The 22,809-nt window shown below is 28.6% G+C and carries 23 protein-coding genes, 2 rRNA genes and 1 riboswitch; all 25 genes read right to left on the bottom strand.

The features are described from left to right. Window positions 1–5: 5 nt before the first annotated feature. A complete protein-coding gene (gene cobA, locus I2A66_RS15975) occupies window positions 6–1,511 on the bottom strand; it encodes a uroporphyrinogen-III C-methyltransferase (protein ID WP_122641233.1) in 1,506 nt (501 codons plus the stop codon). Beyond that, window positions 1,501–2,406, bottom strand: a complete 906-nt coding sequence (gene hemC / locus I2A66_RS15970; protein WP_122641232.1) for a hydroxymethylbilane synthase — start codon at window positions 2,404–2,406, stop codon at window positions 1,501–1,503. Before hemC ends, cobA begins: the two co-directional genes overlap by 11 nt. A 27-nt stretch (window positions 2,407–2,433) precedes the next feature. Beyond that, a complete protein-coding gene (locus tag I2A66_RS15965) occupies window positions 2,434–3,168 on the bottom strand; it encodes a cobalt-factor II C(20)-methyltransferase (RefSeq protein WP_122641231.1) in 735 nt (244 codons plus the stop codon). Between the two features lie 20 nt (window positions 3,169–3,188). Continuing rightward, window positions 3,189–3,989 carry a sirohydrochlorin cobaltochelatase gene (locus I2A66_RS15960; protein ID WP_122641230.1) on the bottom strand — a complete coding sequence of 267 codons (801 nt, stop codon included), beginning with the start codon at window positions 3,987–3,989 and terminating at the stop codon, window positions 3,189–3,191. 14 nt (window positions 3,990–4,003) lie between these two features. Next, window positions 4,004–4,762, bottom strand: coding sequence for a precorrin-6A reductase (gene cobK / locus I2A66_RS15955; protein WP_195251991.1), 759 nt, complete (start codon window positions 4,760–4,762; stop codon window positions 4,004–4,006). 12 nt (window positions 4,763–4,774) lie between these two features. Next, window positions 4,775–5,500 (bottom strand): precorrin-3B C(17)-methyltransferase, encoded by a 726-nt coding sequence (gene cobJ / locus I2A66_RS15950; protein WP_122641228.1) that lies wholly within the window; start codon window positions 5,498–5,500, stop codon window positions 4,775–4,777. Continuing rightward, on the bottom strand, window positions 5,497–6,642 hold the full coding sequence (gene cbiG / locus I2A66_RS15945; RefSeq protein WP_122641227.1) for a cobalt-precorrin 5A hydrolase: 1,146 nt from the start codon (window positions 6,640–6,642) through the stop codon (window positions 5,497–5,499). Before cbiG ends, cobJ begins: the two co-directional genes overlap by 4 nt. Continuing rightward, window positions 6,626–7,381 carry a cobalt-precorrin-4 methyltransferase gene (locus tag I2A66_RS15940; protein ID WP_206425662.1) on the bottom strand — a complete coding sequence of 252 codons (756 nt, stop codon included), beginning with the start codon at window positions 7,379–7,381 and terminating at the stop codon, window positions 6,626–6,628. Before I2A66_RS15940 ends, cbiG begins: the two co-directional genes overlap by 17 nt. A 1-nt stretch (window position 7,382) precedes the next feature. Further along, window positions 7,383–7,943, bottom strand: a complete 561-nt coding sequence (locus I2A66_RS15935; RefSeq protein ID WP_122641226.1) for a decarboxylating cobalt-precorrin-6B (C(15))-methyltransferase — start codon at window positions 7,941–7,943, stop codon at window positions 7,383–7,385. Next, window positions 7,933–8,541, bottom strand: coding sequence for a cobalt-precorrin-7 (C(5))-methyltransferase (locus tag I2A66_RS15930; protein ID WP_122641225.1), 609 nt, complete (start codon window positions 8,539–8,541; stop codon window positions 7,933–7,935). The genes I2A66_RS15935 and I2A66_RS15930 overlap by 11 nt, the downstream gene beginning before the upstream one ends. Then, a complete protein-coding gene (gene cbiD / locus I2A66_RS15925; protein ID WP_195251990.1) occupies window positions 8,538–9,686 on the bottom strand; it encodes a cobalt-precorrin-5B (C(1))-methyltransferase CbiD in 1,149 nt (382 codons plus the stop codon). The genes I2A66_RS15930 and cbiD overlap by 4 nt, the downstream gene beginning before the upstream one ends. 9 nt (window positions 9,687–9,695) lie before the next feature. After that, entirely contained in the window at window positions 9,696–10,328 is a 633-nt protein-coding gene (locus tag I2A66_RS15920) for a cobalt-precorrin-8 methylmutase (RefSeq protein WP_195251989.1), read from the bottom strand. Next, on the bottom strand, window positions 10,304–11,203 hold the full coding sequence (locus I2A66_RS15915) for a GHMP family kinase ATP-binding protein (protein WP_122641222.1): 900 nt from the start codon (window positions 11,201–11,203) through the stop codon (window positions 10,304–10,306). The genes I2A66_RS15920 and I2A66_RS15915 overlap by 25 nt, the downstream gene beginning before the upstream one ends. Before the next feature lies 1 nt (window position 11,204). Further along, window positions 11,205–12,275: a pyridoxal phosphate-dependent aminotransferase gene (locus I2A66_RS15910; RefSeq protein WP_122641221.1), complete on the bottom strand. Its 1,071-nt coding sequence runs from the start codon at window positions 12,273–12,275 to the stop codon at window positions 11,205–11,207. 5 nt (window positions 12,276–12,280) lie between these two features. Beyond that, window positions 12,281–13,231, bottom strand: a complete 951-nt coding sequence (cbiB, locus tag I2A66_RS15905) for an adenosylcobinamide-phosphate synthase CbiB (protein ID WP_147516841.1) — start codon at window positions 13,229–13,231, stop codon at window positions 12,281–12,283. Between the two features lies 1 nt (window position 13,232). Then, entirely contained in the window at window positions 13,233–14,597 is a 1,365-nt protein-coding gene (locus tag I2A66_RS15900) for a cobyrinate a,c-diamide synthase (protein ID WP_195251988.1), read from the bottom strand. Between the two features lie 28 nt (window positions 14,598–14,625). Further along, on the bottom strand, window positions 14,626–16,143 hold the full coding sequence (locus I2A66_RS15895; RefSeq protein ID WP_122641218.1) for a cobyric acid synthase: 1,518 nt from the start codon (window positions 16,141–16,143) through the stop codon (window positions 14,626–14,628). Window positions 16,144–16,290: 147 nt separating this feature from the next. Then, window positions 16,291–16,479, bottom strand: a riboswitch (cobalamin riboswitch). Window positions 16,480–16,502: 23 nt separating this feature from the next. Next, window positions 16,503–17,108: a histidine phosphatase family protein gene (locus tag I2A66_RS15890; protein ID WP_122641217.1), complete on the bottom strand. Its 606-nt coding sequence runs from the start codon at window positions 17,106–17,108 to the stop codon at window positions 16,503–16,505. A gap of 18 nt (window positions 17,109–17,126) precedes the next feature. Next, window positions 17,127–17,900: an adenosylcobinamide-GDP ribazoletransferase gene (gene cobS, locus I2A66_RS15885; RefSeq protein WP_122641216.1), complete on the bottom strand. Its 774-nt coding sequence runs from the start codon at window positions 17,898–17,900 to the stop codon at window positions 17,127–17,129. A 2-nt stretch (window positions 17,901–17,902) separates the two neighbouring features. Next, window positions 17,903–18,463, bottom strand: coding sequence for a bifunctional adenosylcobinamide kinase/adenosylcobinamide-phosphate guanylyltransferase (cobU, locus tag I2A66_RS15880; protein ID WP_122641215.1), 561 nt, complete (start codon window positions 18,461–18,463; stop codon window positions 17,903–17,905). A 22-nt stretch (window positions 18,464–18,485) separates the two neighbouring features. Next, complete coding sequence (gene cobT / locus I2A66_RS15875; protein ID WP_122641214.1) at window positions 18,486–19,553, bottom strand: nicotinate-nucleotide--dimethylbenzimidazole phosphoribosyltransferase; 1,068 nt, start codon at window positions 19,551–19,553, stop codon at window positions 18,486–18,488. A gap of 213 nt (window positions 19,554–19,766) precedes the next feature. Continuing rightward, window positions 19,767–21,062 (bottom strand): glutamate-1-semialdehyde 2,1-aminomutase, encoded by a 1,296-nt coding sequence (gene hemL / locus I2A66_RS15870; RefSeq protein WP_147516838.1) that lies wholly within the window; start codon window positions 21,060–21,062, stop codon window positions 19,767–19,769. Window positions 21,063–21,080: 18 nt separating this feature from the next. Beyond that, a complete protein-coding gene (hemA, locus tag I2A66_RS15865) occupies window positions 21,081–22,316 on the bottom strand; it encodes a glutamyl-tRNA reductase (RefSeq protein WP_122641212.1) in 1,236 nt (411 codons plus the stop codon). Between the two features lie 215 nt (window positions 22,317–22,531). Beyond that, window positions 22,532–22,648: ribosomal RNA gene (gene rrf / locus I2A66_RS15860) — 5S ribosomal RNA — on the bottom strand. An 84-nt stretch (window positions 22,649–22,732) separates the two neighbouring features. Then, window positions 22,733–22,809, bottom strand: a 23S ribosomal RNA gene (locus I2A66_RS15855); the annotation flags it as partial.

The following is a 22,809-nucleotide window of genomic DNA, read 5'->3' as shown; positions in this document are numbered from 1 at the left end:
ACTTATTAGATAGTAGTAATCGCTTCTACAATTTTATCTATAGTAGCTTTTTCAGCTTCTTTGTAAACATTTATATTTAATTCTTTTGCAGTCGCTGAGGTTATTGGCCCTATAGATATTACTTTAGAACTACTTATTTTATCTAAGTTATCTTTACCTATAATTTCCACAAAATTTCTTACAGTTGAAGAACTTGCAAAAGTTATATAGTCTAACTGTTCATTCTCTAGTATATCTAAAATTTCTTCTTTTTTACTAGTATCTATTACACTTTCATAAGTATGAATTTCTTTTACAGTGCAAATTTCACTTAACTTATCAATTAAATAATCTCTAGCATTTTTAGCTCTTGGAATTAATATCTTGTCTTCTTTTCTTAGCTTATTTTTTAACTCATCAAATAAAGATTCTGCTACAAATTTTTCTGGAACTATATCAGGATTTATTCCCCTAGATTTAATTTCTTTGGCTGTAGCACTTCCAATTGCACATACTTTTATATTTGCTAGTGATCTTACATCTAAACTCATTTCTTCTAATTTATCAAAGAAAATTTCTACACCATTTTTACTCGTAAGAACTAAGTATGTGTATTCTTTTATATTATTTATTTCATTTTCTAATTCAAAATTATTATCTATTTTCTTTATTTTTATAGTAGGTATTTCTATTGGATTTCCACCTAAATCCATAATTTTTTCTACTATAGAGCTACTTTGAGTTCTACTTCTAGTAACCATTATGTTCTTACCAAATAGAGGCTTTCTTTCAAAAAAGTTTAAAGTATCTCTTAGGTTTACTACACTTCCTACTGCTATTAATGTTGGTGGCTTAATATTTTCTTTTACTGCTGTTTCATAAACATCTTCTAATGTAGAAGTTATAACCCTTTGGTTATACCTAGTTGCCCAACTTATAAGCGCAACTGGAGTATCCTTGGACTTACCTTCTTTAATTAAGTTCTCACTAATTTTCTTTAAGTTAGCAACCCCCATTAAAAATACTAAAGTACCTCTAGTATTCGCTAACGCATTCCAATTTATCTCAGGATTTTCTTTATCATCTTCTCTTAGATGTCCTGTTATTACATGGAAAGAAGATGCATGATCTCTATGTGTTATAGGTATACCTGCATAACAAAGCCCACCTATAGCAGAAGTTATTCCTGGAACTACTTCAAAGTCTATTCCTTCTTCTTTTAAAAGTTGTCCTTCTTCTCCACCTCTACCAAATACATAAGGATCTCCACCTTTAAGTCTTGTAACTATTTTTCCTTCTTTAGCTTTATCACATATTACTCTATTTATATCCTCTTGAGGCAGCGTATGATTACTAGATGCTTTGCCTACGTATATAAATTCACAATTAGGCTTAGCTTCCTTTAAGTAGTTAACATTTGCTAATCTATCATAAACTATAACATCAGCTTTTTTTATACACTCTAGTCCTTTTAATGTTAATAACTTATAATCTCCTGGTCCTGCACCTACTAAGTAAACTTTACCCTTCATAGCTTTCATACTCCTTTAAAACTAATTTTGCTAGTTCAATTCCTGTTTCTCTAGGAGAATTAAAGCTGCCTTCTAATTCTTTAATTACAAGGTTATGCCCATCCTCATCTCCAAATAATCCTGTTAGCTTAATTTTTTCGCCTTCAACGATACAATAAGCTCCCATCGGAATATGACAACTTCCATTAACTCCATCTAAAAAACCTCTTTCAGCTGCTACTTGAATTTCAGTTTCTCTATCTTTTATACAATTGATTATATTTTCAATTTCTATATCATTATCTCTTATTTCAATAGCAAGAGCTCCTTGTGCTGGTGCTGGTACCATTATATCGGTTGGAATATAGTAGCTTATATGCTCACTCATACCAACTCTTAATATCCCTGCTGCTGCAAGTACTACTCCATCTAAGTTTTCATCTTCTATTTTTCTAATTCTTGTATCTATGTTCCCTCTTATTGGAACTATTTCTAAGTCCGGTCTTTTTCTTAGTAATTGATATTTTCTTCTCTTACTACCAGTACCTATTTTTGCTCCTTTTGGCAAATCATCTATTGATTTATATCCATCTTTTAATACAAGAACATCTCTAGGGTCTTCCCTTTTAGGTATACCTGCAAATTTCAAACCTGCTGGTAAGCATGAAGGCATATCCTTCATGCTATGTACAGCTATGTCGATTTCTTTATTTATTAATTGTTGTTCTATTTCTTTTACAAATAATCCTTTATCTCCTATTTTGTCTAAAGATAAATGTTGTACTAAATCACCCTTAGTTTTGATTATCTTTACTTCAAAATCTATTTCAGGATTATATTTTTTTAACTCACTTATTACCCAGTTAGTTTGTGTAAGAGCTAGTTTACTACCTCTTGTTCCAACGACTACCTTCATGACAAAATCTCCTTATGTATAATAACTTTATCCTACTTTATTTACTAGTTTATCTAGTTGTTTTTTATTATCTTTATTTACTAGTATTGTTGAGAAGTAAGATATCTTTTCCTCTAAATGAACATCTCTTAAATCAGTATACACTACTTCACCTTCTTGAGATGAGTTACTTACTAGTATAGCACTATCTATTAAGTCAAACTTTTCTAATTTAGTTATTATTTCTTTGAAATTTTTATAAACTTTCATTAATACTATACAACTATAATTTTCTAATGCGTAGTCTATTCTTTCTTCTTCCATTGTACAAGGTATTACTATTAGTGGCTCTCTATCCATAACTAATGGGAAGTTTTGATTAGAAGCTATATTTGAAAATGAAGATATTCCTGGTATAGTTTCTACATCTATTTCATCTATAAGTCTTTCCATTATATAAACATAAGTACTATATATCATTGGGTCTCCTAATGTTACAAATCCAACATTTTTGCCACCTTTAACGTCACTTACTATTTCTTCTGCTATTTTGTTCCATGCAGCTACTTTTTCACCATCATTGAAGTTCATTGGAAAATGTCTTGATTTTATTTCAAGTCCATCCGGTAAGTATTTACTTACTATTGATAAAGCTAAACTTTCTCCGCCTTTTTTAGATTCTGGTGTATATAATATATCCAAATTTTGTATTGTTTCTACCGCTTTTACTGTTACTAAAGAACTATCTCCAGGTCCTGTTCCTATTCCATAAAATTTTGACATTTTCTCTTCCTCCTAATTGTTTAGCATATATTTTCTAATTGTTCTAATTTTGCTATGCAGTCATGTGCATGACGTACAAATTTATCTTGAATTTTAGCGTTTTCTCCCAATCCTTGTAAATATACGTTTACTTCAAATCCTTCTGATTCTAAAATAGATCTCCAAGAATCATCTTCATCACCTGCCATATCATTTATAGCATGATCTCCTGCTACTAGCATTAATGGCATTAAGTTAACTGTTTTTACATCAGTTTCCTTTAATCTTTTTATAACTTGATCAATTTCTGGGTACCCTTCTACTGTTCCAACATAAGCATTTATACCATGGTCTCTTAACATATACTCTATCGCTGGATACGCAGAGTGAGATTCATGTACTGTTCCATGTCCCATAAATACTACAGCTTCATCTAATTCCATTTTTGGTATTTGAGCTTCTATAGCTTCAACTACTTCTTTATAATCTTCTATATAAGTAAGTAGTGGTCTTCCTAATATTAATTTTTTAAACTTATTCTTATACTCTTCTATTTGATCTTTCAGTTTGTTGAATTCTTCACCACATATTATATGAAGAGTTTGAACTATAACTTCTTCATATCCTTCTTCATGTAATTTATCTAAGGCTTGTATAGGATTATTTATTTCAATTCCATCTCTTCTTTTTATTTTTCTGATTATCATATTTGAAGTGTATGCTCTGTAAAAATCATAGTCATTTAGGTCTGCATTTATTTTCTTTTCGCATGCCTCTATTGTCTTTTTTCTAGTTTCTTCATAGCTTGTTCCGAAACTTACTACTAAAACTGCCTTCTTCATTATTGTTAATCTCCCTAAATCTTTATTAAATTTCTTATTTCTCTTACATCATTAATAACTTTTGGATAATCCATAGTTTCTCTTCTTATTATTACTACAGGTATACCAAAAAACTCTGCTGCATCAACTTTTTCTAAGAATCCACCAGCAACTCCACTTTCCTTAGTTATCACTAAATCTATTTTATATTGTTTATACATCTCTATATTTATAGTTTTACTAAATGGACCTTTCATAGCTATTATGTTATCTCCATTTAAACCTAAGTCTTCACAACTTTTTATTACTTCACTTGTTGGAAGTACTCGTGCAATTAGTTTTTTATTTTGTATAAGCTCTACATACTTATTTAAATTCTTACTACCGGTTCCAATAAATATGTTGTTATATTTCTTTTGATTTGCAACTTCACAAGCTTCTTCTATCGTGTTAACTATCTTTATATTCTCATAAGCCATTCCTTCTAGAAGTGATTTTCTCTCATATCTTATATACTCTATATCCACTTCTTTTGAGCATTCTATAGCATTTTTAGAAACTTCTATCGCATAAGGATGTGTTGCATCTATAATTTGATTTACATTATTATCTTTTATAAACTTAACCATATCTTCTTTAGTAAGCTTCCCTAATATAACATTTCTTGCATATCCTGTAGCTAAATCTCTTCCATATTCTGTTGTAACTGATAAAGTATATTTTAAATTGAATATTTTATTCAGTTCGCTGCATATTTCTAAGCTGTCTGATGTTCCACCTAAAACTAATATCATATACCTACCTCCTTATACAGTGTATCCTCTAGGAGTTATTATCTTATCATTGTCTATAAATGTACTCTTATTTCCTATAACAACCATAGTTGTCATATCAACTCTTTCAAAGTCCATAGTATCAAATGTACAAACAAATTTTTCTTCTTTTTCTCTTCCTACATCCTTAACTATTCCTACAGGTGTCTTACCATCTTTAAACTCACTCATTATTTCAAAAGCTTTTGCTAAATGTTCGCTTCTACCTTTACTTCTTGGATTGTATAAGCAAACAACAAAGTCAGCTTCAGCTGCAAGTTTTAACCTTTTTTCTATAACGTCCCATGGAGTTAATAAATCACTTAAACTTATATGGCAAAAATCATGCATTATAGGTGCACCAAGAATTGCAGCTGCTCCTATACTTGCAGTAACACCTGGAACTACTTTTACAGGTACTTCAGTTTCTTCTTTTGAAGTTAACTCTAATATTAACCCTGCCATACCATATATTCCGGCATCTCCACTGCTTATTACGGCTACATCCTTACCTTCTTTCGCTATTTCAACTGCCATTTTACATCTATCTATCTCTTGTCTCATTCCATTTGAAACAACTTCCTTATCTTGTATAAACTCAGTTATTAAGTTTATATATGTTTTGTATCCTACTATAACTTCTGACTTTTCTATAGCATTTATAGCTTCTAGAGTCATCATTTCTTTGCTTCCTGGTCCAATTCCTACTACATATATCATATCTTTAATCTCCCTACAGAAAATGTAATTCCTTTATATTTATTTTTTTCTATTATTATATTTCCATCACTTAAAATATAGGCTATTGGTTCTGCTACTGAGTATACTCCTACACTTTTTTTCACCCATTCTGATTTTTCAAATAAATAATCTATTTTTGATATTTCTTCTTTTGTAAATACCTTAAAAGGCACATTTAAAGCATTACTCAAATCAATAATTGCCTTTTCATCTTTTTTTACATCTATACTTCCAATCTCTTTGATTGAATTTATATCTATATTATTCTTATGTATAAAATCGTTTAGGGACTCTTGTAACAATAGACTATCTGTATCTCTTCTACATCCGATTCCAAATACTATGTCTTTAGGTATAACTTTTATTATTTTATAGTTACCCTTTAAGTGTTCCTCTATTTGTAAGTTATGTTTATTACTTATAACTACTATAGTTTTAGAGTTAATTTTACTTAATTCAATTCCATCTTGTAAATGTTCATTTATACTTTTTTTATTTGAAATTATTGTAAAACCTCTAGTATCTACACTTTCATATTCTCCATCTAAATATAATCCTACTGACTCTCCATTTACTAACATAGAATTAACTAACAGGACACTATCTCTAAAATTATCTATGTGTGCATTTAATTTTTTAGCTATTATATCTAAAGATGATTTTTTATTTGTATCAGTAGCTGTAGTTATTACTGGATTTGATTTTAAAAGTTCACTTATATAGAGTGTCATTTCATTTGCCCCACCCATATGGCCGCTTAGTAAACTAATTATATTTGTTCCTTTTTCATCTGTTACTAATATAGCAGGATCTGAAAATTTACTAGTAACTAATGGTGCTATTGTTCTAACTACAATTCCTGTTGCCATTATAAATACTATGTATTCATATTTATCAAATATATCTTCTACAAAAAACTTTAACCTTTTTCTAACAATATACATTTCTGTATCATCTTCTTTAGACTTGCTTATAACTTCTTTTATTTCTTTTGAATTATCATCTTTCTTATTATTTATGAAGTAAATATCTCCATCATTTAATAATCTTTTTATTTTACATGCTAAGCTACGTCCATTTGTTGTTATACAAAGTATTGCTATATTAGAATCTGTATTCATGTTTAAAATCCTTATCATATAACTTAGAGTTATTGTACTCTTTACCTAAGAATTCTCCTACCATTATTAAAGCTGTTTTAGTTATATTATTTTCTTTAACTTTCTCTGCTATATCTTGTAAAGTTCCTTTTACTATTTTTTCATCTGGCCAAGTAGCTTTATAAACTACAGCTATTGGAGTAGTTTCTGGATATCCTCCAGATATTAACTTTTCAACAACCTTTTCAATTTCTTGAACTGATAAGAATATAACCATTGAAGTTTGGTGTTTAGCAAAAGATTCTATTGATTCTTTTTCTGGTACTGGTGTTCTACCTTCCATTCTTGTTATTACTACACTTTGAGATATCTCTGGAACTGTATACTCTACTCCAAGTGCAGATGATGCTCCTAAGAATGAACTTACTCCTGGTGTACAATCATAATCTATATCTAATTTATTTAATTCTTCAACTTGTTCTCTTATAGAACCATATATTGAAAAATCTCCTGTTTGCAATCTTACTACAGATTTTCCTTCTTTTATTCCCTTTTCCATAACATCTGTTATTTGTTGTAAATCCATATAAGCACTATTGTGTATTTCACAACTCTCTTTACAGTACTCTAAAAGTGCCGGGTTAACTAACGAACCTGCATATATTACAACATCAGCCTCACTTAAAAGCTTGTATCCTTTTAGTGTTATTAATTCTTTATCTCCTGGTCCTGCACCTACAAAATGTACTTTATTTATCATCTTATTCTACTCCTTTTTCACAAGATATTATGTAAATTGGGTTTAGTGGTTTAAAATACTCTCCTCTACCCAGCTTCTCTAATTTAGAAACATTCAAAACTGAGACGTCTAAATTAGTAAATCCATGCTTTCTTAATAAATTTAAAGTTTGATTGAAAGTATCTACTATTATAAAATTAGCAACTAGCCTTCCGCCTTCTACCAACAGATTTTTCGACCATATTATTATTTCTTCAAGGTTATTACCAGTACCTCCTAAAAATATAGCATCTACACCATTTTTTATTTCAATAGGTGCATATCCTTTTAAAATTTCTACATTTTTTAAGTCAAACTTCTTAACATTTTGTTTTATTAAGTCTAAAGCATCGTCATTTCTTTCTATTGCTGTAACTTCTAAATTTGGATAATGGTATGCTGATTCAACGGTTATACTTCCGGTTCCAGCACCTACGTCTATAAACCTTTTAGCATTTACTAAATCTAACTTATTTATAGATATAGCTCTTACTTCTTCCTTAGTAATTGGTACTCTTCCAGTTATAAACTCACTATTTTTCATCTAATATCACCACAACATTCATGTCAAATTTTTCAATCTTTAGTATTTCTTCAGGAGATGCTACTGTAATTTTTTCATTATCGTAAGACAAGTTTTCTCCAACTACAACAATTTTCTTTAATCCTCTACTTATTATCTCTTTACTAATCTCATGAGGACCTATTTTATTATCGGTTACCATACATACTTTCTTATGATCTAAAATATAATCAAAATCAGGTACCTTTCCATGACTACTAGTAATATATAAATCATTCATATCTTCATAAATTTTAGAGAATATATATTGTAAAGAGCTAATCCCTGAAACTATATTTAAATTTTTATTATCAATATTCTTAGATAAATATCTTCCTATGCCATATATAAATGGATCTCCAGATGCTATAACAGATATTTGTTTTTCCTTATTAGTATTTATGTATTCTAAAATCTCCTTTAAGTTAGATGCCATTTCAATTTTTTTTCCTTTGAAATTTTTAATAGTTTCTAAATTCCTTTTTCCACCTATTAAAATTTCAGAATCATAAATTAATTTTTCACCTAACTTCGTTATATAATTTTCATTTCCCGGACCTAGTCCAATTATATTTATCATCTAAATACCTCCACTAAATCATCTGCTTTATCTGATTTTCCAAGTAATGTTTTATCCATAGTGAACATCATCACTTCTACATCTATACCTTCATCTAATAAATATTGATCTATCTTATATTTACATTTGTTGCTTATTAAATCATAAAAATCAGTGTAATCACTATTATTTATAATCTCTACTGCACCTTCTGCTGTAACACAACTTTCTATTTTCTTTAAAAATTCAAGTGGTGCACCCATCATAGCTAAATTAGAAATTAGTATTTCACTTCTAGCATCTGCTACTTTACTATGAGTGTTAAAAATTCCAGCAGATATTTTTATATACTTTCCGATATGTCCCGCCATAAGAATCTTCTTAAAACCAATTCTTTGAGCTTCTTTTAGCATATATCCTATAAAATTACTAGTTCTAACTACATACTTCATATCTAAATTTAATTTATCTTTTATAAATTCTTCTCCATGATTACCTGGAACTAAGATGATTTTATCTAATCCCTGTGACTTCTTCATCTCAAGCTCTATTGATAGTGACTTTTTCCAACCTTCATCACTCATTGGCTCAACTATTCCAGTCGTACCAAGAATAGAAATACCTCCTACAATTCCAAGTCTAGGATTAAAAGTCTTTTTTGCTATTTCCACGCCTTCTGGTGCTGATATTGTAATTCTTAAACTTTTATTTTTTCCAATATTATCTCTAAAATTTTCACCTATAATTTTTCTAACCTCGGTATTTATCATTCTCATAGGAACTGGATTTATAGCAGGTCTTCCTACATCTACACTAAGACCTTTTTTAGTAACAACTCCTACACCAACTCCGCCTTCAACTATTATATCTTCATCATTTACTCTATCTATAAGTGTAGCTTCAGCATATATATGCATTCTATGAGTTGCATCTATATCATCTCCTCCATCTTTTTCAATAGAGCACTTAACTTTATTTTCATAAGCTTCTATGTTATGAACAACAAGAGATAACGGTATTCCTTTTGGCGTATCTATATTTACTTTATCTATCTTTTTTTTAGTAAGCAGCATATGAGTTGCTGCTTTTGATGCGGCACTTGCACATGAACCAGTTGTATATCCTCTTCGGTATTTTTTTCCATCAATATATACATACTCTTCCATAATATTTACCTACATAGAATATAAAATAGCATTTATTATAGCAGCAGCTAAATTACTCCCACCTTTTCTTCCTTTAGAAATTATATATGGTATATCAGTTTTCTCTAGTTCATCCTTAGATTCTGCAGCTCCTACAAATCCTACTGGAACTCCTACTACTGCATCTACATCAAGATTACCTTCATTTTTCATCTCCATAACTTTATATAATGCTGTTGGAGCATTTCCAAGTACAAATAATTTTCTTCCTTCTATATTAGCAGCTACTTCTACAGCTGCCATAGAGCGTGTTACTCCTTTTTCTTTTGCTCTATTTACTACCTCAGGATCAGCAACTAAACATTTATATTCACATCCTAAAGCATCTAATTTTCTTTTGTTTATTCCACTTAGAACCATATTAGTATCTGTAAATATAGTAGCTTTATTTTTTAACGCATCTACTATAGAATTTACAGCTTCATCAGATATTTTTAATATATCTAAATATTCAAAATCAGCTGTTGTATGTATTGAACGCTTTATGATTTTTTCCTCTATCTCATTTTTAAACTTATACCCTGGTCTAATTTCATCTATTATTCCTTGTATAATTTCAAAACTCTTACTTTCTATCATCATAGGATTTTTAACGTATTCCACTGTGTACCTCCTCTAATTCCTCCATCAATTATTTCTGATGCGTATATTTTTTTATAAAATTTATGTAATTTCTCTTTTTCTAACAATTCTATTAATCTTTTTTCATTCATATTTTTATCTAATAGTATTCCTACTACTGTACCACTATGAGCAATATTTACTCCATATGCTCCATATTGGTTAGATATTTCGATTATTTTATTTAACCCTAATTTTTGATGTATATTTTCATTAGCTAAACTACTTATGGTACATGCTTTTCCAACTAAATCCAAATCATTTTTTCTAATACCTTCTTCTAACAAATAAAAGGCTTCTTTTATTAAATCTTTATTTTTTAACTTAGTTTCCATGTAATTTGGAGTTTTTCTTATTTTTCTTGTATTTATAGCTTTATCAGGTTCAAGTATTAAAACCTTAGAGTTTTTTATATTCCCTAAATACTTTATTAACTCTCCACTTAATGGATTAAATATATTTGCTTCCTCTATAAATATAGAATCAGTTGGCTCTATTTTAGCAGCTAGCTTAGATATTTCTTCGCTAGTCATATGCTTATCTATTAATGATAATGTTGCTTTTATAGTTGCTCCTATATCAGCAGTAGAGCTTGCCATACCTTTACCTGTAGGTATTTCGCTATTTATATTTAAAGAAATCTTTTTACTTTCTCTAATTGGTAAATTAAAATGTTTAAAAACTAATTCAATTGCTTTTCTTGATTTTTGGGGTCCTATAATTATATCTTCTATTTTCTCTTCTATAATTACTGTTGAGTATAAATCTATTGCATATGAGCATAAATACTCTTCTTCATTCATAAAACCTTGAACAAACTCACCACAAGATGCTGGACATATTCCATAAGACTTCATTTTAATCTCCTAAAAATTTATTTAATTCTTTTATTAGAATTTCATTTTCTCTTCGAGATTTAATTGCAACTCTTATATAACTATTATCTAGCCCTATAAAATTAGATGCATCTCTTATAAGTATATTACTATCTAAAAACAACTTTTCTTTTATATCACTAGCAGTAAATTTATTTAATTTTATTAATATAAAATTTGTATCTGTATCATAAACCTCTATTAGTTTATTTTTTCTTAAACTTTCAAGCATAAAGGTTCTTTCTTTTATATAAAATTCTTTACTTTCTTCTATATAATCTTTATCTTTAAATATGTAATTTGATAAGTTATCTGCAAAAGAATTTATTGTCCAAGGCTCTTTATATGTATATATTTTATTTATTATTTCTTTATTGCTTGTAACTCCATACCCCAGTCTTAATCCAGGCATTCCAAAGAATTTAGTAACAGCCTTTAAAATAAATAAATTTTCATTTTTATCCACATATTTTATTAAAGAATAATCTTCTTCTTTTTCTACAAACTCCATAAATGTTTCATCTACTATTAGTAATTTATTATTTTTTACTATTAATTCTAATAGTTTTTCTAAATTCTTAACTTTTCCATTTGGGTTATTAGGGTTACATACAAATAAGCTATCAAATTTATCTATATTAGATTTAACTTCATCTAAGCTTATTTCGAAATTGTTACTTTTATCCAAGTTTAAATGCAATATTTCTAAACCATTTAGCTCTGCACTTCTTTTATATTCAGAGAAGGTTGGATTAAATATAGCTAATCTTTTATTTATACTTTTCATCATTAAATATATAATTTCTGTTGCACCATTACCAGGTATTATAAAATCAGGATTTATTCCTATATACTCTGATATGTTATTTCTTAAAGATGTATAATTTATATCTGGATAACTAGTACACTCTTTAAGTCCTTCTAATATATACGTTTCTAAATTAGATATTAATTTAGGATTTATGTTTGAACTAAAATCTAATATATTCTTAGGACTTTTATTATATTTTTTAGCCATAAGATTGATATTAGCCCCATGTCCTAGATCTTTCATCTACATCACCCCACACATAATACATATACTAATGTAAACACTATCATTGAAGTTATCGATGTAGCATACATTATTTTATTTGTTTTTACTATATCTTCAATTTCTATTTCTCTATCCTTATCTCCAATAGTTGGCTTATATACTTCTTGACCAAAGTATATATTAGTTCCTCCCAATTGAATACCTAATGCTCCTGCTACTGCACCTTCTGAGTATGCACAGTTGGGACTTTTATGATTTTTTCTATCTCTAATTGCAATCTTTGCACATGATTTAAAGTTATATCCTAATACTAAGCTTCCTATAGACATTAATAATACTGAAATTCTAGCTGGTATATAGTTTGCTATATCATCTATTCTTGCTGATGCAAATCCTAAATGAAGGTATTTTTCATTTTTATATCCAACTGTAGAATCTAATGTGTTAATTGCTTTATATGCCATAGCTAAAGGTGCTCCACCTATAAATGCATAAAACATAGGTGCAATTATTCCATCTACCGTATTTTCAGCAACGGTTTCTACTGTAGCTCTTATTATTTCTCCTTCACCTAGATGTTCTGTATCTCTTCCAACTATATAAGAAAGTTGAATTCTAGATTTTTCTATATCTCCAGTTTTAAGTACTTTATATATTTTTACTGCTTCATCTTTTAAACATTTAGTTGCTAGAGTTGTATAAATGATTAAAGAATTTACAAATAAATATATATAAATATTGAAGCTACTTATCTTAATTATTAAATACGTAATTATATAGACAGGTATTACAGTAAAAAACCATAATACAAATCCTCCTATTTTTAGATCTCTATCAGTTTTTGCTATTTTTCTAATTCTTTTTTCTATAAATTTTATAAGATTTCCTATGTACCTTACTGGATGTGGAAAAGAATAAGGATCTCCTACTATTAAATCTATTATATAACCAATATAAATTGATAATATATTCATATTACTTAATTCCTCTATTTAAAAAGTTTTCTATACATTCTAAGTTATTATAAAAATGTGTATGTAAATATGTGGCTAGAGTGTTGTTTTTACTATATCCACCTTCCCACTCATCAATAATTTTTCCAGCTCTTTCTTTTCTCATTATATAAGCACAAGGTTCATTACTTTCAAATATAGAATGATGAAACTCATGCCCCTTTATAATTTGATTTTTTTTAGCTAATATAGTATCTTCTTTTGCTTCACCAAAACAATATCCAAATCTTTTTAATGATGATGTCATTTTACTTGTTCCCTTAAATATTCCTACCATATTATATTTCTTATTCTCATTATCTAGCATATTTTCACCTAAATACATAAGTCCTCCACATTCTGCATATATAGGAATATTTCTTTCATGTGCTTTCTTTATTGAGTTCCTCATATATTCATTTTTATCTAATTCTTCACAGAAGATTTCTGGAAATCCTCCACCTATATATATATAATCAGCTTCTGGAACTTCTTTATCTTTTATAGGGCTAAAGAATTTTATTTTTAATCCTAATTTATCTAATAACTCTATATTTTCTCTATAGTAAAAATTAAAAGCTTTATCATAAGCAATTGCTATTGATTTATCTTTTACCTTATTATTTTCTATAAATTCATCTAAAGTAAATTCACTTTCTACATTCTCTGTTTCAGATATTTCAATTATTCGACCTATATCTATATACTTTTCTATTTCATCAGCTAAATTATTAAATTTAACTTTTAATGAATCTATTTCTACACTTGGTACAAGACCTAAGTGTCTTGATTCTAGAGAAAATTCTTTATTTGGAGGAAAATATCCTAATACCTCTACTTTTGCATAAGTTTCTATTGACTCTTTAAGTATTTCATAGTGACTTTTCGATTTAACATTATTTACTATAACTCCACCTATTTTTATATTTTCATCTAGCATTTTATATCCAAGTACCATAGCTGCTGCAGATGCTGCCATTGCTTTCGCATTTATTACTAATATAACTGGTGCTTTTAATAACTTTGATGCATATGAACTTGTACAACTATCTAAGTTTATTCCTAGCCCATCATATAGTCCCATAACACCTTCTATTACACTTATATCTGCATCTTTTGAAGCTTCATTTAATATGTATTTCAATTTTTCATCATCTAACATATATGAATCTAAGTTTCTTGAATTTCTTCCTGTTATAAATGTGTGATATGATGGATCTATATAATCGGGACCTACCTTGTATGGTTGTACTTTCATATTCCTTTTTGTAAGTGCTTGCATTATTCCTAGAGAAATTGTTGTTTTTCCAACTCCACTGTTAGTACCTGCAATTAATATTTTTTTCATATATTTCACCTGACCATTATTATATTTTCTAGTCTTTCATTATTTCATAAATCTTTTCTATATCTAAATGTTCTCTTAAAAAATCAGCTAATTTATCATATTCTTTTTCCTTAAATTCTTTATATGAACTTACCTTACTATCTAACTTATCTAAATTTTTCATATCTCTTATATTATTTAGTAAAGTTCTAGTAAATTCTATCTCATCAAATATTCCATGAATATATGTTCCAAATACATTTCCTTCTTCATTAACACTTCCTTCAGTGTAACTTACATCTTCACTTAATTTTTTAGTTATAGTATTCAAATTGCTTGTACTACTTCCTCTATTAGTAACTCCCATGTGTATTTCATAACCAGTTATCTTTTTATTTCCTAGATTTCTTAGATATCCATTTTTATTCTCGCATATAGATGCCTCTACTTGTGTTGTTGTTTTTTGAATCTCAAATATAGTTTCTGTGTCTAAAAGCCCAATTCCATCATATTCTTCTATTTCACCTTCTACATGGTACGGATCTTTTAGTTTCTTACCTAGCATTTGATATCCACCACAAATACCAATAATTAATTTACCTTTTTTATGTAGAGATTTTATTTGTTCTTCTAATCCATTATCTCTAATGAATTTTAGATCATCTATTGTACTTTTACTTCCAGGTATAATTACTATATCTGGATTTCCTAAAGATTCTCCATAATCTACATATCTTACACTTACATCCTCTTGAGTTTCAAATATATGGAAGTCTGTGAAATTTGACATATGAGGAGTCCTTATTATCTCTATATTAATATCTCTTGTACCAACTGATTTCTTAAACCTAGTTGTTACACTATCTTCATCTTCAATTTTTATATCATTATAAGGAAGTACACCTAATACAGGAACTTTTATAATGTCTTCTAACATTTTTATACCATCTTCTAAAAGTTCTTTTCTTCCTCTAAATTTATTTATAATTACACCTTTTACTCTTTTTCTTTCTTCTTCATCTAACAAAAGCATTGTGCCTGCAAGTGATGCAAATACTCCACCTCTATCTATATCTCCAACTATTATCACAGGAGTATTAGCAATCTTAGCCATGCCCATATTAGATATATCTCTTGACTTTAAGTTTATTTCGGCACAACTTCCTGCTCCTTCCATAACTGTAATATCATATTTATTATTTAATTCCTCAAAAGTATCTTTTAGCACATCCATAAGCTGTAATTTATAATCGTGATATTCAATTGAAGACATATTTCCAACTACTTTACCTCTGACTATGACTTGACTTTTATGATTTCCTGAAGGTTTTAACAAAATTGGATTCATATCTGCTATTGGTTCAATTCCACAGGCTTCTGCTTGTGAAACTTGTGCTCTTCCCATTTCAAGACCTTCTTTAGTTATAAAAGAATTTAAGGCCATGTTTTGAGATTTAAATGGAACTACACTATATCCATCTTGTTTAAATACTCTACATAATCCTGTTACGATAGTACTTTTGCCAACATTAGAGGCTGTACCTTGCAGCATTATTTTTTTGCCCATTATTTCACTTCCTTTTTCTTATAATTTAAAATAGGGCTATTAGAAATCTTATATTTTACAGAAAAATAAAAAAAGTCCGAACTTTCCAGTTTTCGGACTTTTTTTATTTCATAATATATCAAATAAAAGCTTCACCCCGAAGACTCTATTGTAAAATTATCTTAGGCAGGTCTCCTGGCTTAACTTCATCCTACTCCTATAACCTTCCCATCAAATTTGACAGTGGCTTATTATAATAGTTTCGTCGGTTTCACAGTAGCGGGGGCTGCAAAGGCTTTTACCTTTTTCCCTTTTAATCTCTTCTAGATGATAAGAACCTAAGTAATCTCATATTCGATTTTAATAACTTATTAATCTATTTATCTTAAGAAACTAGTATTATTCATACTATTTATTACAGTAAATCCATTGTCAACTTCTAAAATAGTAACTGAAGCATTATCTATCCTAAAGTTCCAATGGTACTTATAAGAATTTGATATTAGGTAAGTAATTATATTTCTAATACTTCCTCCATGAGAACATATTAAAATCGTCTTACCTTCATTGTCATTTAATATACTTTTAATTTCTTTTACTACTCTTTCATAAGAATCTATCAAACTTTCTCCATTTGGATATTTATATTCATATCCATAATCTATCATTTTTTGAAATTCATCTGGATAATTAGATTTTATTTTGCTAAAACTCATTCCTTCAAAATCTCCAAAGCTGATTTCTTTTAATCTTTCTTTTTCTATTATCTCTAAATTTCTATTTTTTGCTATTTGTTCTACAGTATGTTTTGTTCTTGAAGACGTTGTTGTATATATTTTATCTATATTCTCATCTTTTAGATAATTAATGAGTCTTTTAATTTGAGCTTTTCCTTCTTCACTTAATTCACTATCTATATGTCCAGATAATTTACTATCCTTGTTATCTTCAGTAATGGCATGTCTTACTAATATTAATTTTATCATAAATTCTCCTCTATATGGCTAAACTACAAAATTTAAAGTCATATATATATATATTAAATATGTTAGCTCTGATAGTTCTATACTACATCCTAATATATCTCCAGTTACTCCATCTATTTTCTTATAAACATGTTTTTTAAATAGTATATTAAATATAAAAACTACTGGTACTGAAATTAATATACTTAAAAATAATATATTATTTGATGAGAATATTAATTTTGATATTAACCCTAATATAGCTATTGAGTATAATGTAGCTGTTAAAAACATTTTTGTTGAGCATTTTCCAATGAATAAGTTTCCTAATCCATTTTTTCTAGGAGTTACGGTTTTATATGTTAAGATTAGTACACCAAGCCTACCAAGCACAGGCATAAATATTATAAGCCATAATAATCCTTCATTTATAATACTATATATAAATCCTATTTTAAATAATAAAACAAACATTACTGATAAAAGTGAATTTGTTCCAAGCCTTGAATCTTTCATTATTTCTAGCATTTTCTCTTTATCTCTATAACTATATAGTGCATCAAATGTATCACCTAATCCATCTATATGTAATCCACCAGTAAGCATCACTGCACTTAATGTAATTATTAAAGAGCTTACAAATGGATCAAATAATATAAGAGACAATTTTCCTACTAAAAATTCTAATATTCCAAGCACTAATCCTACTAATGGAAAATAGTATAAAGATTTGTGAAACTCTTCATCAAATCCAACATTTATATTTATGGGAATTCTGGTCATAAATTGTAATATTAAAATAAATCTTTTCATAACTATCCTTTTATCTTCATAGGTATACCACTAACTACAAAATGAACTTCATCACTTTTTTTAGCTATAAGTTGATTTACCCTTCCTACAATATCAGAATATACTCTAGTAAGTTTATTTCCAGGAACAATTCCCATTCCTATTTCATTTGTAACCATTACAAAATATAAATCCGTTTTTTCTACTTCTTCAAGTAATTTTTCAACTTGTGATTTTATATATAATTCTAAAGCATTTATCTCATAAGTATCTGCACTATCTACATCAATATCAGAGTCAAACATTAAATTGTTAACTAACAATGTTATGCAATCCAATATTACTGTTTCATGCTCTTTAGATATATCTTTGATTATTGAGTGTATATCTTTAAATTTCTCATAAGTTTTCCATTCTGAAGGTCTACTATTTTGATGCTTTTTTACTCTATCTTTCATCTCATTATCAAATGGTATTGATGTTGCTATATATGCTGTTTTATTATTTCTATCTTTACATAGTGATTCTGCAAAATTACTTTTACCTGATCTTGCACCACCAGTAACTAAAATAATTTTACTCATATTAACTCTCCTTAAATTTGTATTATCTACCTAACATATCAATTTCATCATATGTAACCATATTCTTATATGTAAATGTACATGCTTCTATTATATTAAATGCTAAAGCTGCTCCACTACCTTCTCCTAATCTCATATCCATATTTAATACTGGACTTAACTTTATTATAGATAAAGCTTTTTGGGTTCCTGGTTCTGCAGATAAGTGTGATCCTATCATATAATCTCTAGTTATTGGATTAATAGTATATGCAAGTAATGCTGCAGCATATGATATAAATCCATCTATAACAACTGGAGTTTTATTTGCACTACATCCCAATATTACACCAGCCATAGCTCCTATTTCAAACCCACCAACTTTTTCTAATATATCTATGCCATCTTTAGGATTTGGATTATTTAAAGCTATTGCTTTTCTAATTACATCCGCTTTATGCTTTAATCTTTCTCTTTTAAGTCCTGCACCTATTCCTGTTATCTCTTCAGGATCACAATCTCCAATAACAGATATTATCGCTGTACTTGGAGTCGTGTTACATATACCCATTTCTCCAATGCCTATAACATTATATCCTTTTTCTATACTTTTTTCAGCCATTTCTATACCTATTTCTAAACATCGTATTGCTTCTTGTCTAGACATAGCTGGTCCTTTTGCCATATTTGATGTGCATTTTCTAATTTTATAATCCAACACACCTTCCATTTTTTCGTCAGTATTTATACCTACATCTACAGCAACTACATCTGCTCCAACAAATTTAGCTATTGTGCCTACACCACATGTTCCATTTGCAAAGTTAGGAAATTGAAGTTTAGTTATTTCTTGAGGATCTGGTGCTACACCTTCTTCATATACTCCATGGTCTGAACCAAAAGCGATTACAACCTTTTTATCTGTATCATAAAATTTACTTCTATATATACCTGCAAGTTGTTCACATATATCTTCCATTTTTCCTAAACTGCCTTGCGGTTTTGCTTGTCTATCTAGCCTATATCTTGCAGCTTTAATTGCATCTTTATCTAGTGGTCTTATACTTTTTAATACTCTTTCTAAAGTTGATGTACTTTCTAATACACTCATCTTATTGTTCACTCCCTTATATACTATTTTTACAAAATTTAACCTAGCCAAAAGGCTAGGTTTTCAACAATTTCATTTTGCCTAGTCTGATTTAAACATAAGATGATATAAATTTATAAAATACTTAACTTTTGTAAATATTCTACACTACAACCTAATATCCTCTTATATTATATTAAAACTGGCTAAAAGTCTTTTTATTTTGTATTTTTCTTATAAGTTATGAGATACTTTTAAAGCTTCATAATTTGCAGATATAGTTCTTTCTATATCTTCATCTGTATGAGCATTTGATAAAAACATAGCTTCATATTGGCTAGGTCCAGTAAGTATTCCTCTATCTAGCATTTCTTTGAAGTATAAATTAAACTTATCTATATCGCATTTTTTTGCATCATCAAAACTTTCTACAGGTCCTTTAGTAAAGAATAGACATAATAAAGATCCAGCTCTATTCACTGTATAATCTAATCCTAATTTTTCTAGGTTAGATTTTATTCCTTCTTCTAATCTTTTAGCTTTTCTTTCTAGTTCAGTATAAATTTGAGGATTGTCTCTTAATATCTCTAAATTCTTTTTACCCATGTACATTGCTAATGGATTACCAGATAGTGTTCCTGCTTGGTAAACAGGACCTACTGGAGAAACTACATCCATTATTTCTTTTTTACCACCATAAGCGCCAACTGGAAGGCCTGCTCCTATAATTTTACCAAAGCATACCATATCTGGATTTACCCCAAAGTAAGCTGGTGAACTATTATAATTTATTCTAAATCCAGTTATAACTTCATCAAAGATTAAAACTGTACCATATTCTGTACATAATTCTCTAAGAAGCTCTATAAACTCTTGTTTTCCTTTAACTAATCCCATATTTCCTGAAATTGTTTCTACTATTACAGCAGCAATTTCACTTCCTTGTTCTTTAAATACTCTTCTTAAATCATCTAAATCATTATATTTAGCCACTAAAGTATGTTTTACTACATCATCAGGTACTCCTGGACTTGTTGGAACTCCATATGTTAAAGTTCCTGAACCAGATTGAACTAATAATGCATCTGAGTGTCCATGATAACATCCTTCAAATTTTAATATTTTATTTCTTCCAGTATACCCTCTGGCCACTCTTAATGCACTCATTGTTGCTTCTGTTCCTGAGTTAACCATACGTACTTGATCTATTACAGGATATGCATCAACTATTATTTTTGCCATATCAACTTCTATCTTTGTTGGCACTCCAAAACTAGTTCCTCTTTTTATAATATCTTCGATACCTTCAGTTAACTCTTTTGGAGAATGTCCTAACATAAGTGGCCCCCATGAGCAAATATAATCAAGATATTCATTTCCATCTGCATCATATACTTTGCTACCATGAGCATGATCTACAAATATAGGAGTTAGTCCTACTGATTTAAAGGCTCTAACTGGACTATTAACTCCTCCAGGTATGTACTTTACTGCTTCTTCATATATTTTAACTGATTCTTCATACTTCATTTACATATCCTCCTGCGATTAAATTTCAAATAATTCCTCAATTAATTTTATATATTCTTCTCTTTTTCCCTTATCTTTTACCTGTTTTAAATTCAATATAGGCTCTCTAACAAGTCTTTTTAATGCTGATGACATCATCTTATCTATAAGCTTTTTATCCTTTGAATTAAGTTCAACTTTTCTAAATATATAATCTAATGTATCATCTTTTATTTCAGAACACTTCTCATTTAAAGATTTGATTGTAGGATCTATATCTACTGCGTCAACCCACTCTACAAATTCATTAACTTTACTATTTATAATATCTCGCCCTATTATTGCTAACTCATTTCTCTTATTATCATTTTTATCATGTATTTTTTTTAAGTCATCTATATCATAAACTTCAATATTATTAAACTCATTTATTTTTGGATCTATATCTCTAGGAAGAGCTATATCCATCATATATATATTATGATCTAATTTTGGCATACTACTTGCTTTTAATACTGTATGAGGTGAAGCAGTTGCACTTACAACTATATCAACATTTTTAAGCACTTCATGTCTACTTTCATAATCTATAAGAGTTACATTTCTAAAATCATCAGATATATTATCACATTTACCATGGCTTCTATTAGCTAAATATATAGTGCCCACATTTTCTTCCCTTAAGTGAGTCATTGTAAGTTTACTCATCTTACCATATCCAACTACTAATGCATTTTTATTTTCCAAGCTACCTAATTTTTCTTTTAATAGTTTAATACCTATATAACTTATTGATAGTGGTTGTTCTGATATTTTAGTTGTGCTCTTAATCTCTTTAGATGTTGTTACAGCTTCTCTAAATAACTTATTAAAAACTTTTTTACTAGATCCTAGTTTCATAGAAAATTCATGTGCATCTTTAACCTGACCTAGAATTTGATCTTCACCTAAAACTATAGAATCTAGCCCTGCTGTAACCTCAAATATATGATTAACTGCACTTATGCCCGATTTTGAAAATAAATATTTTTTTATACTTTTTTCATTAAAATATTCTTCATAAAAATCTTTTACTACACTAATTTTCTCATCTATATTGTTTGCTCTAATATATATTTCACTTCTGTTACACGTTGATAATATCACAATTTCGCTAATATCTTTATCCAATAAGGAGTTTATAGCTTCTATTTTTCGAGTATCTGTAAATGATACCTTCTCTCTAACACTTATTGGAGCTAAATTATGGTTTACCCCTATAACTCCTATATCCATAGCCAACCTCCGTTAAAATTTCGTAATTTCTATTCCCCCATTAATAGTATACATCATGTTAAGTTTATTTGTAAATTTTAACATAACTATCCCATTACTTAATTTATTTGCTTTCCATAGCACATAATTATTTTGTTCTACAAAAACTAAAAATAGTTTACCTACATGATAATAAAATTCATATAAGTAAACTAAGTTATAAAATAAAAAAGATTACGTGGCTACGTCTTACTCTCCCGGGAGGTTGCCCTCCGAGTACCATCAGCGCTAAAGAGCTTAACTTCTGTGTTCGGAATGGGAACAGGTGTATCCTCTTTGCTATAATAACCACATAATCTTTCGATTAACTTATATTAAGTTTTAGAGTTAATACTCTAAAAACTGCATATCATTTATTGATTTATCATTTAAATTTATTGGTCAAGTCCTCGACCTATTAGTATCGATAAGCTAAATACATTACTGCACTTACACCTTCGACCTATCAACCAGG

It is taken from the genome of Romboutsia sp. 1001713B170207_170306_H8 (assembly GCF_015550495.1).
In the GTDB taxonomy this organism is placed as follows: Bacteria; Bacillota; Clostridia; order Peptostreptococcales; family Peptostreptococcaceae; genus Romboutsia_E.
This window is presented reverse-complemented; position numbering and strand designations above follow the sequence as displayed.

Bases quoted from the DNA above. Each gene is read 5' to 3' on its own strand.
- cobA (WP_122641233.1), bottom strand. From the start codon at position 1,511: ATGAAGGGTAAAGTTTACTTAGTAGGTGCAGGACCAGGAGATTATAAG.
- hemC (WP_122641232.1), bottom strand. From the start codon at position 2,406: ATGAAGGTAGTCGTTGGAACAAGAGGTAGTAAACTAGCTCTTACACAA.
- I2A66_RS15965 (WP_122641231.1), bottom strand. From the start codon at position 3,168: ATGTCAAAATTTTATGGAATAGGAACAGGACCTGGAGATAGTTCTTTA.
- I2A66_RS15960 (WP_122641230.1), bottom strand. From the start codon at position 3,989: ATGAAGAAGGCAGTTTTAGTAGTAAGTTTCGGAACAAGCTATGAAGAA.
- cobK (WP_195251991.1), bottom strand. From the start codon at position 4,762: ATGATATTAGTTTTAGGTGGAACATCAGACAGCTTAGAAATATGCAGC.
- cobJ (WP_122641228.1), bottom strand. From the start codon at position 5,500: ATGATATATGTAGTAGGAATTGGACCAGGAAGCAAAGAAATGATGACT.
- cbiG (WP_122641227.1), bottom strand. From the start codon at position 6,642: ATGAATACAGATTCTAATATAGCAATACTTTGTATAACAACAAATGGA.
- I2A66_RS15940 (WP_206425662.1), bottom strand. From the start codon at position 7,381: ATGATAAATAAAGTACATTTTGTAGGTGCAGGACCAGGAGATAAAGAA.
- I2A66_RS15935 (WP_122641226.1), bottom strand. From the start codon at position 7,943: ATGAAAAATAGTGAGTTTATAACTGGAAGAGTACCAATTACTAAGGAA.
- I2A66_RS15930 (WP_122641225.1), bottom strand. From the start codon at position 8,541: ATGATAAATATAATTGGACTAGGTCCGGGAAATGAAAATTATATAACG.
- cbiD (WP_195251990.1), bottom strand. From the start codon at position 9,686: ATGGAAGAGTATGTATATATTGATGGAAAAAAATACCGAAGAGGATAT.
- I2A66_RS15915 (WP_122641222.1), bottom strand. From the start codon at position 11,203: ATGAAGTCTTATGGAATATGTCCAGCATCTTGTGGTGAGTTTGTTCAA.
- I2A66_RS15910 (WP_122641221.1), bottom strand. From the start codon at position 12,275: ATGAAAGATCTAGGACATGGGGCTAATATCAATCTTATGGCTAAAAAA.
- cbiB (WP_147516841.1), bottom strand. From the start codon at position 13,231: ATGAATATATTATCAATTTATATTGGTTATATAATAGATTTAATAGTA.
- I2A66_RS15900 (WP_195251988.1), bottom strand. From the start codon at position 14,597: ATGAAAAAAATATTAATTGCAGGTACTAACAGTGGAGTTGGAAAAACA.
- I2A66_RS15895 (WP_122641218.1), bottom strand. From the start codon at position 16,143: ATGGGCAAAAAAATAATGCTGCAAGGTACAGCCTCTAATGTTGGCAAA.
- I2A66_RS15890 (WP_122641217.1), bottom strand. From the start codon at position 17,108: ATGATAAAATTAATATTAGTAAGACATGCCATTACTGAAGATAACAAG.
- cobS (WP_122641216.1), bottom strand. From the start codon at position 17,900: ATGAAAAGATTTATTTTAATATTACAATTTATGACCAGAATTCCCATA.
- cobU (WP_122641215.1), bottom strand. From the start codon at position 18,463: ATGAGTAAAATTATTTTAGTTACTGGTGGTGCAAGATCAGGTAAAAGT.
- cobT (WP_122641214.1), bottom strand. From the start codon at position 19,553: ATGAGTGTATTAGAAAGTACATCAACTTTAGAAAGAGTATTAAAAAGT.
- hemL (WP_147516838.1), bottom strand. From the start codon at position 21,062: ATGAAGTATGAAGAATCAGTTAAAATATATGAAGAAGCAGTAAAGTAC.
- hemA (WP_122641212.1), bottom strand. From the start codon at position 22,316: ATGGATATAGGAGTTATAGGGGTAAACCATAATTTAGCTCCAATAAGT.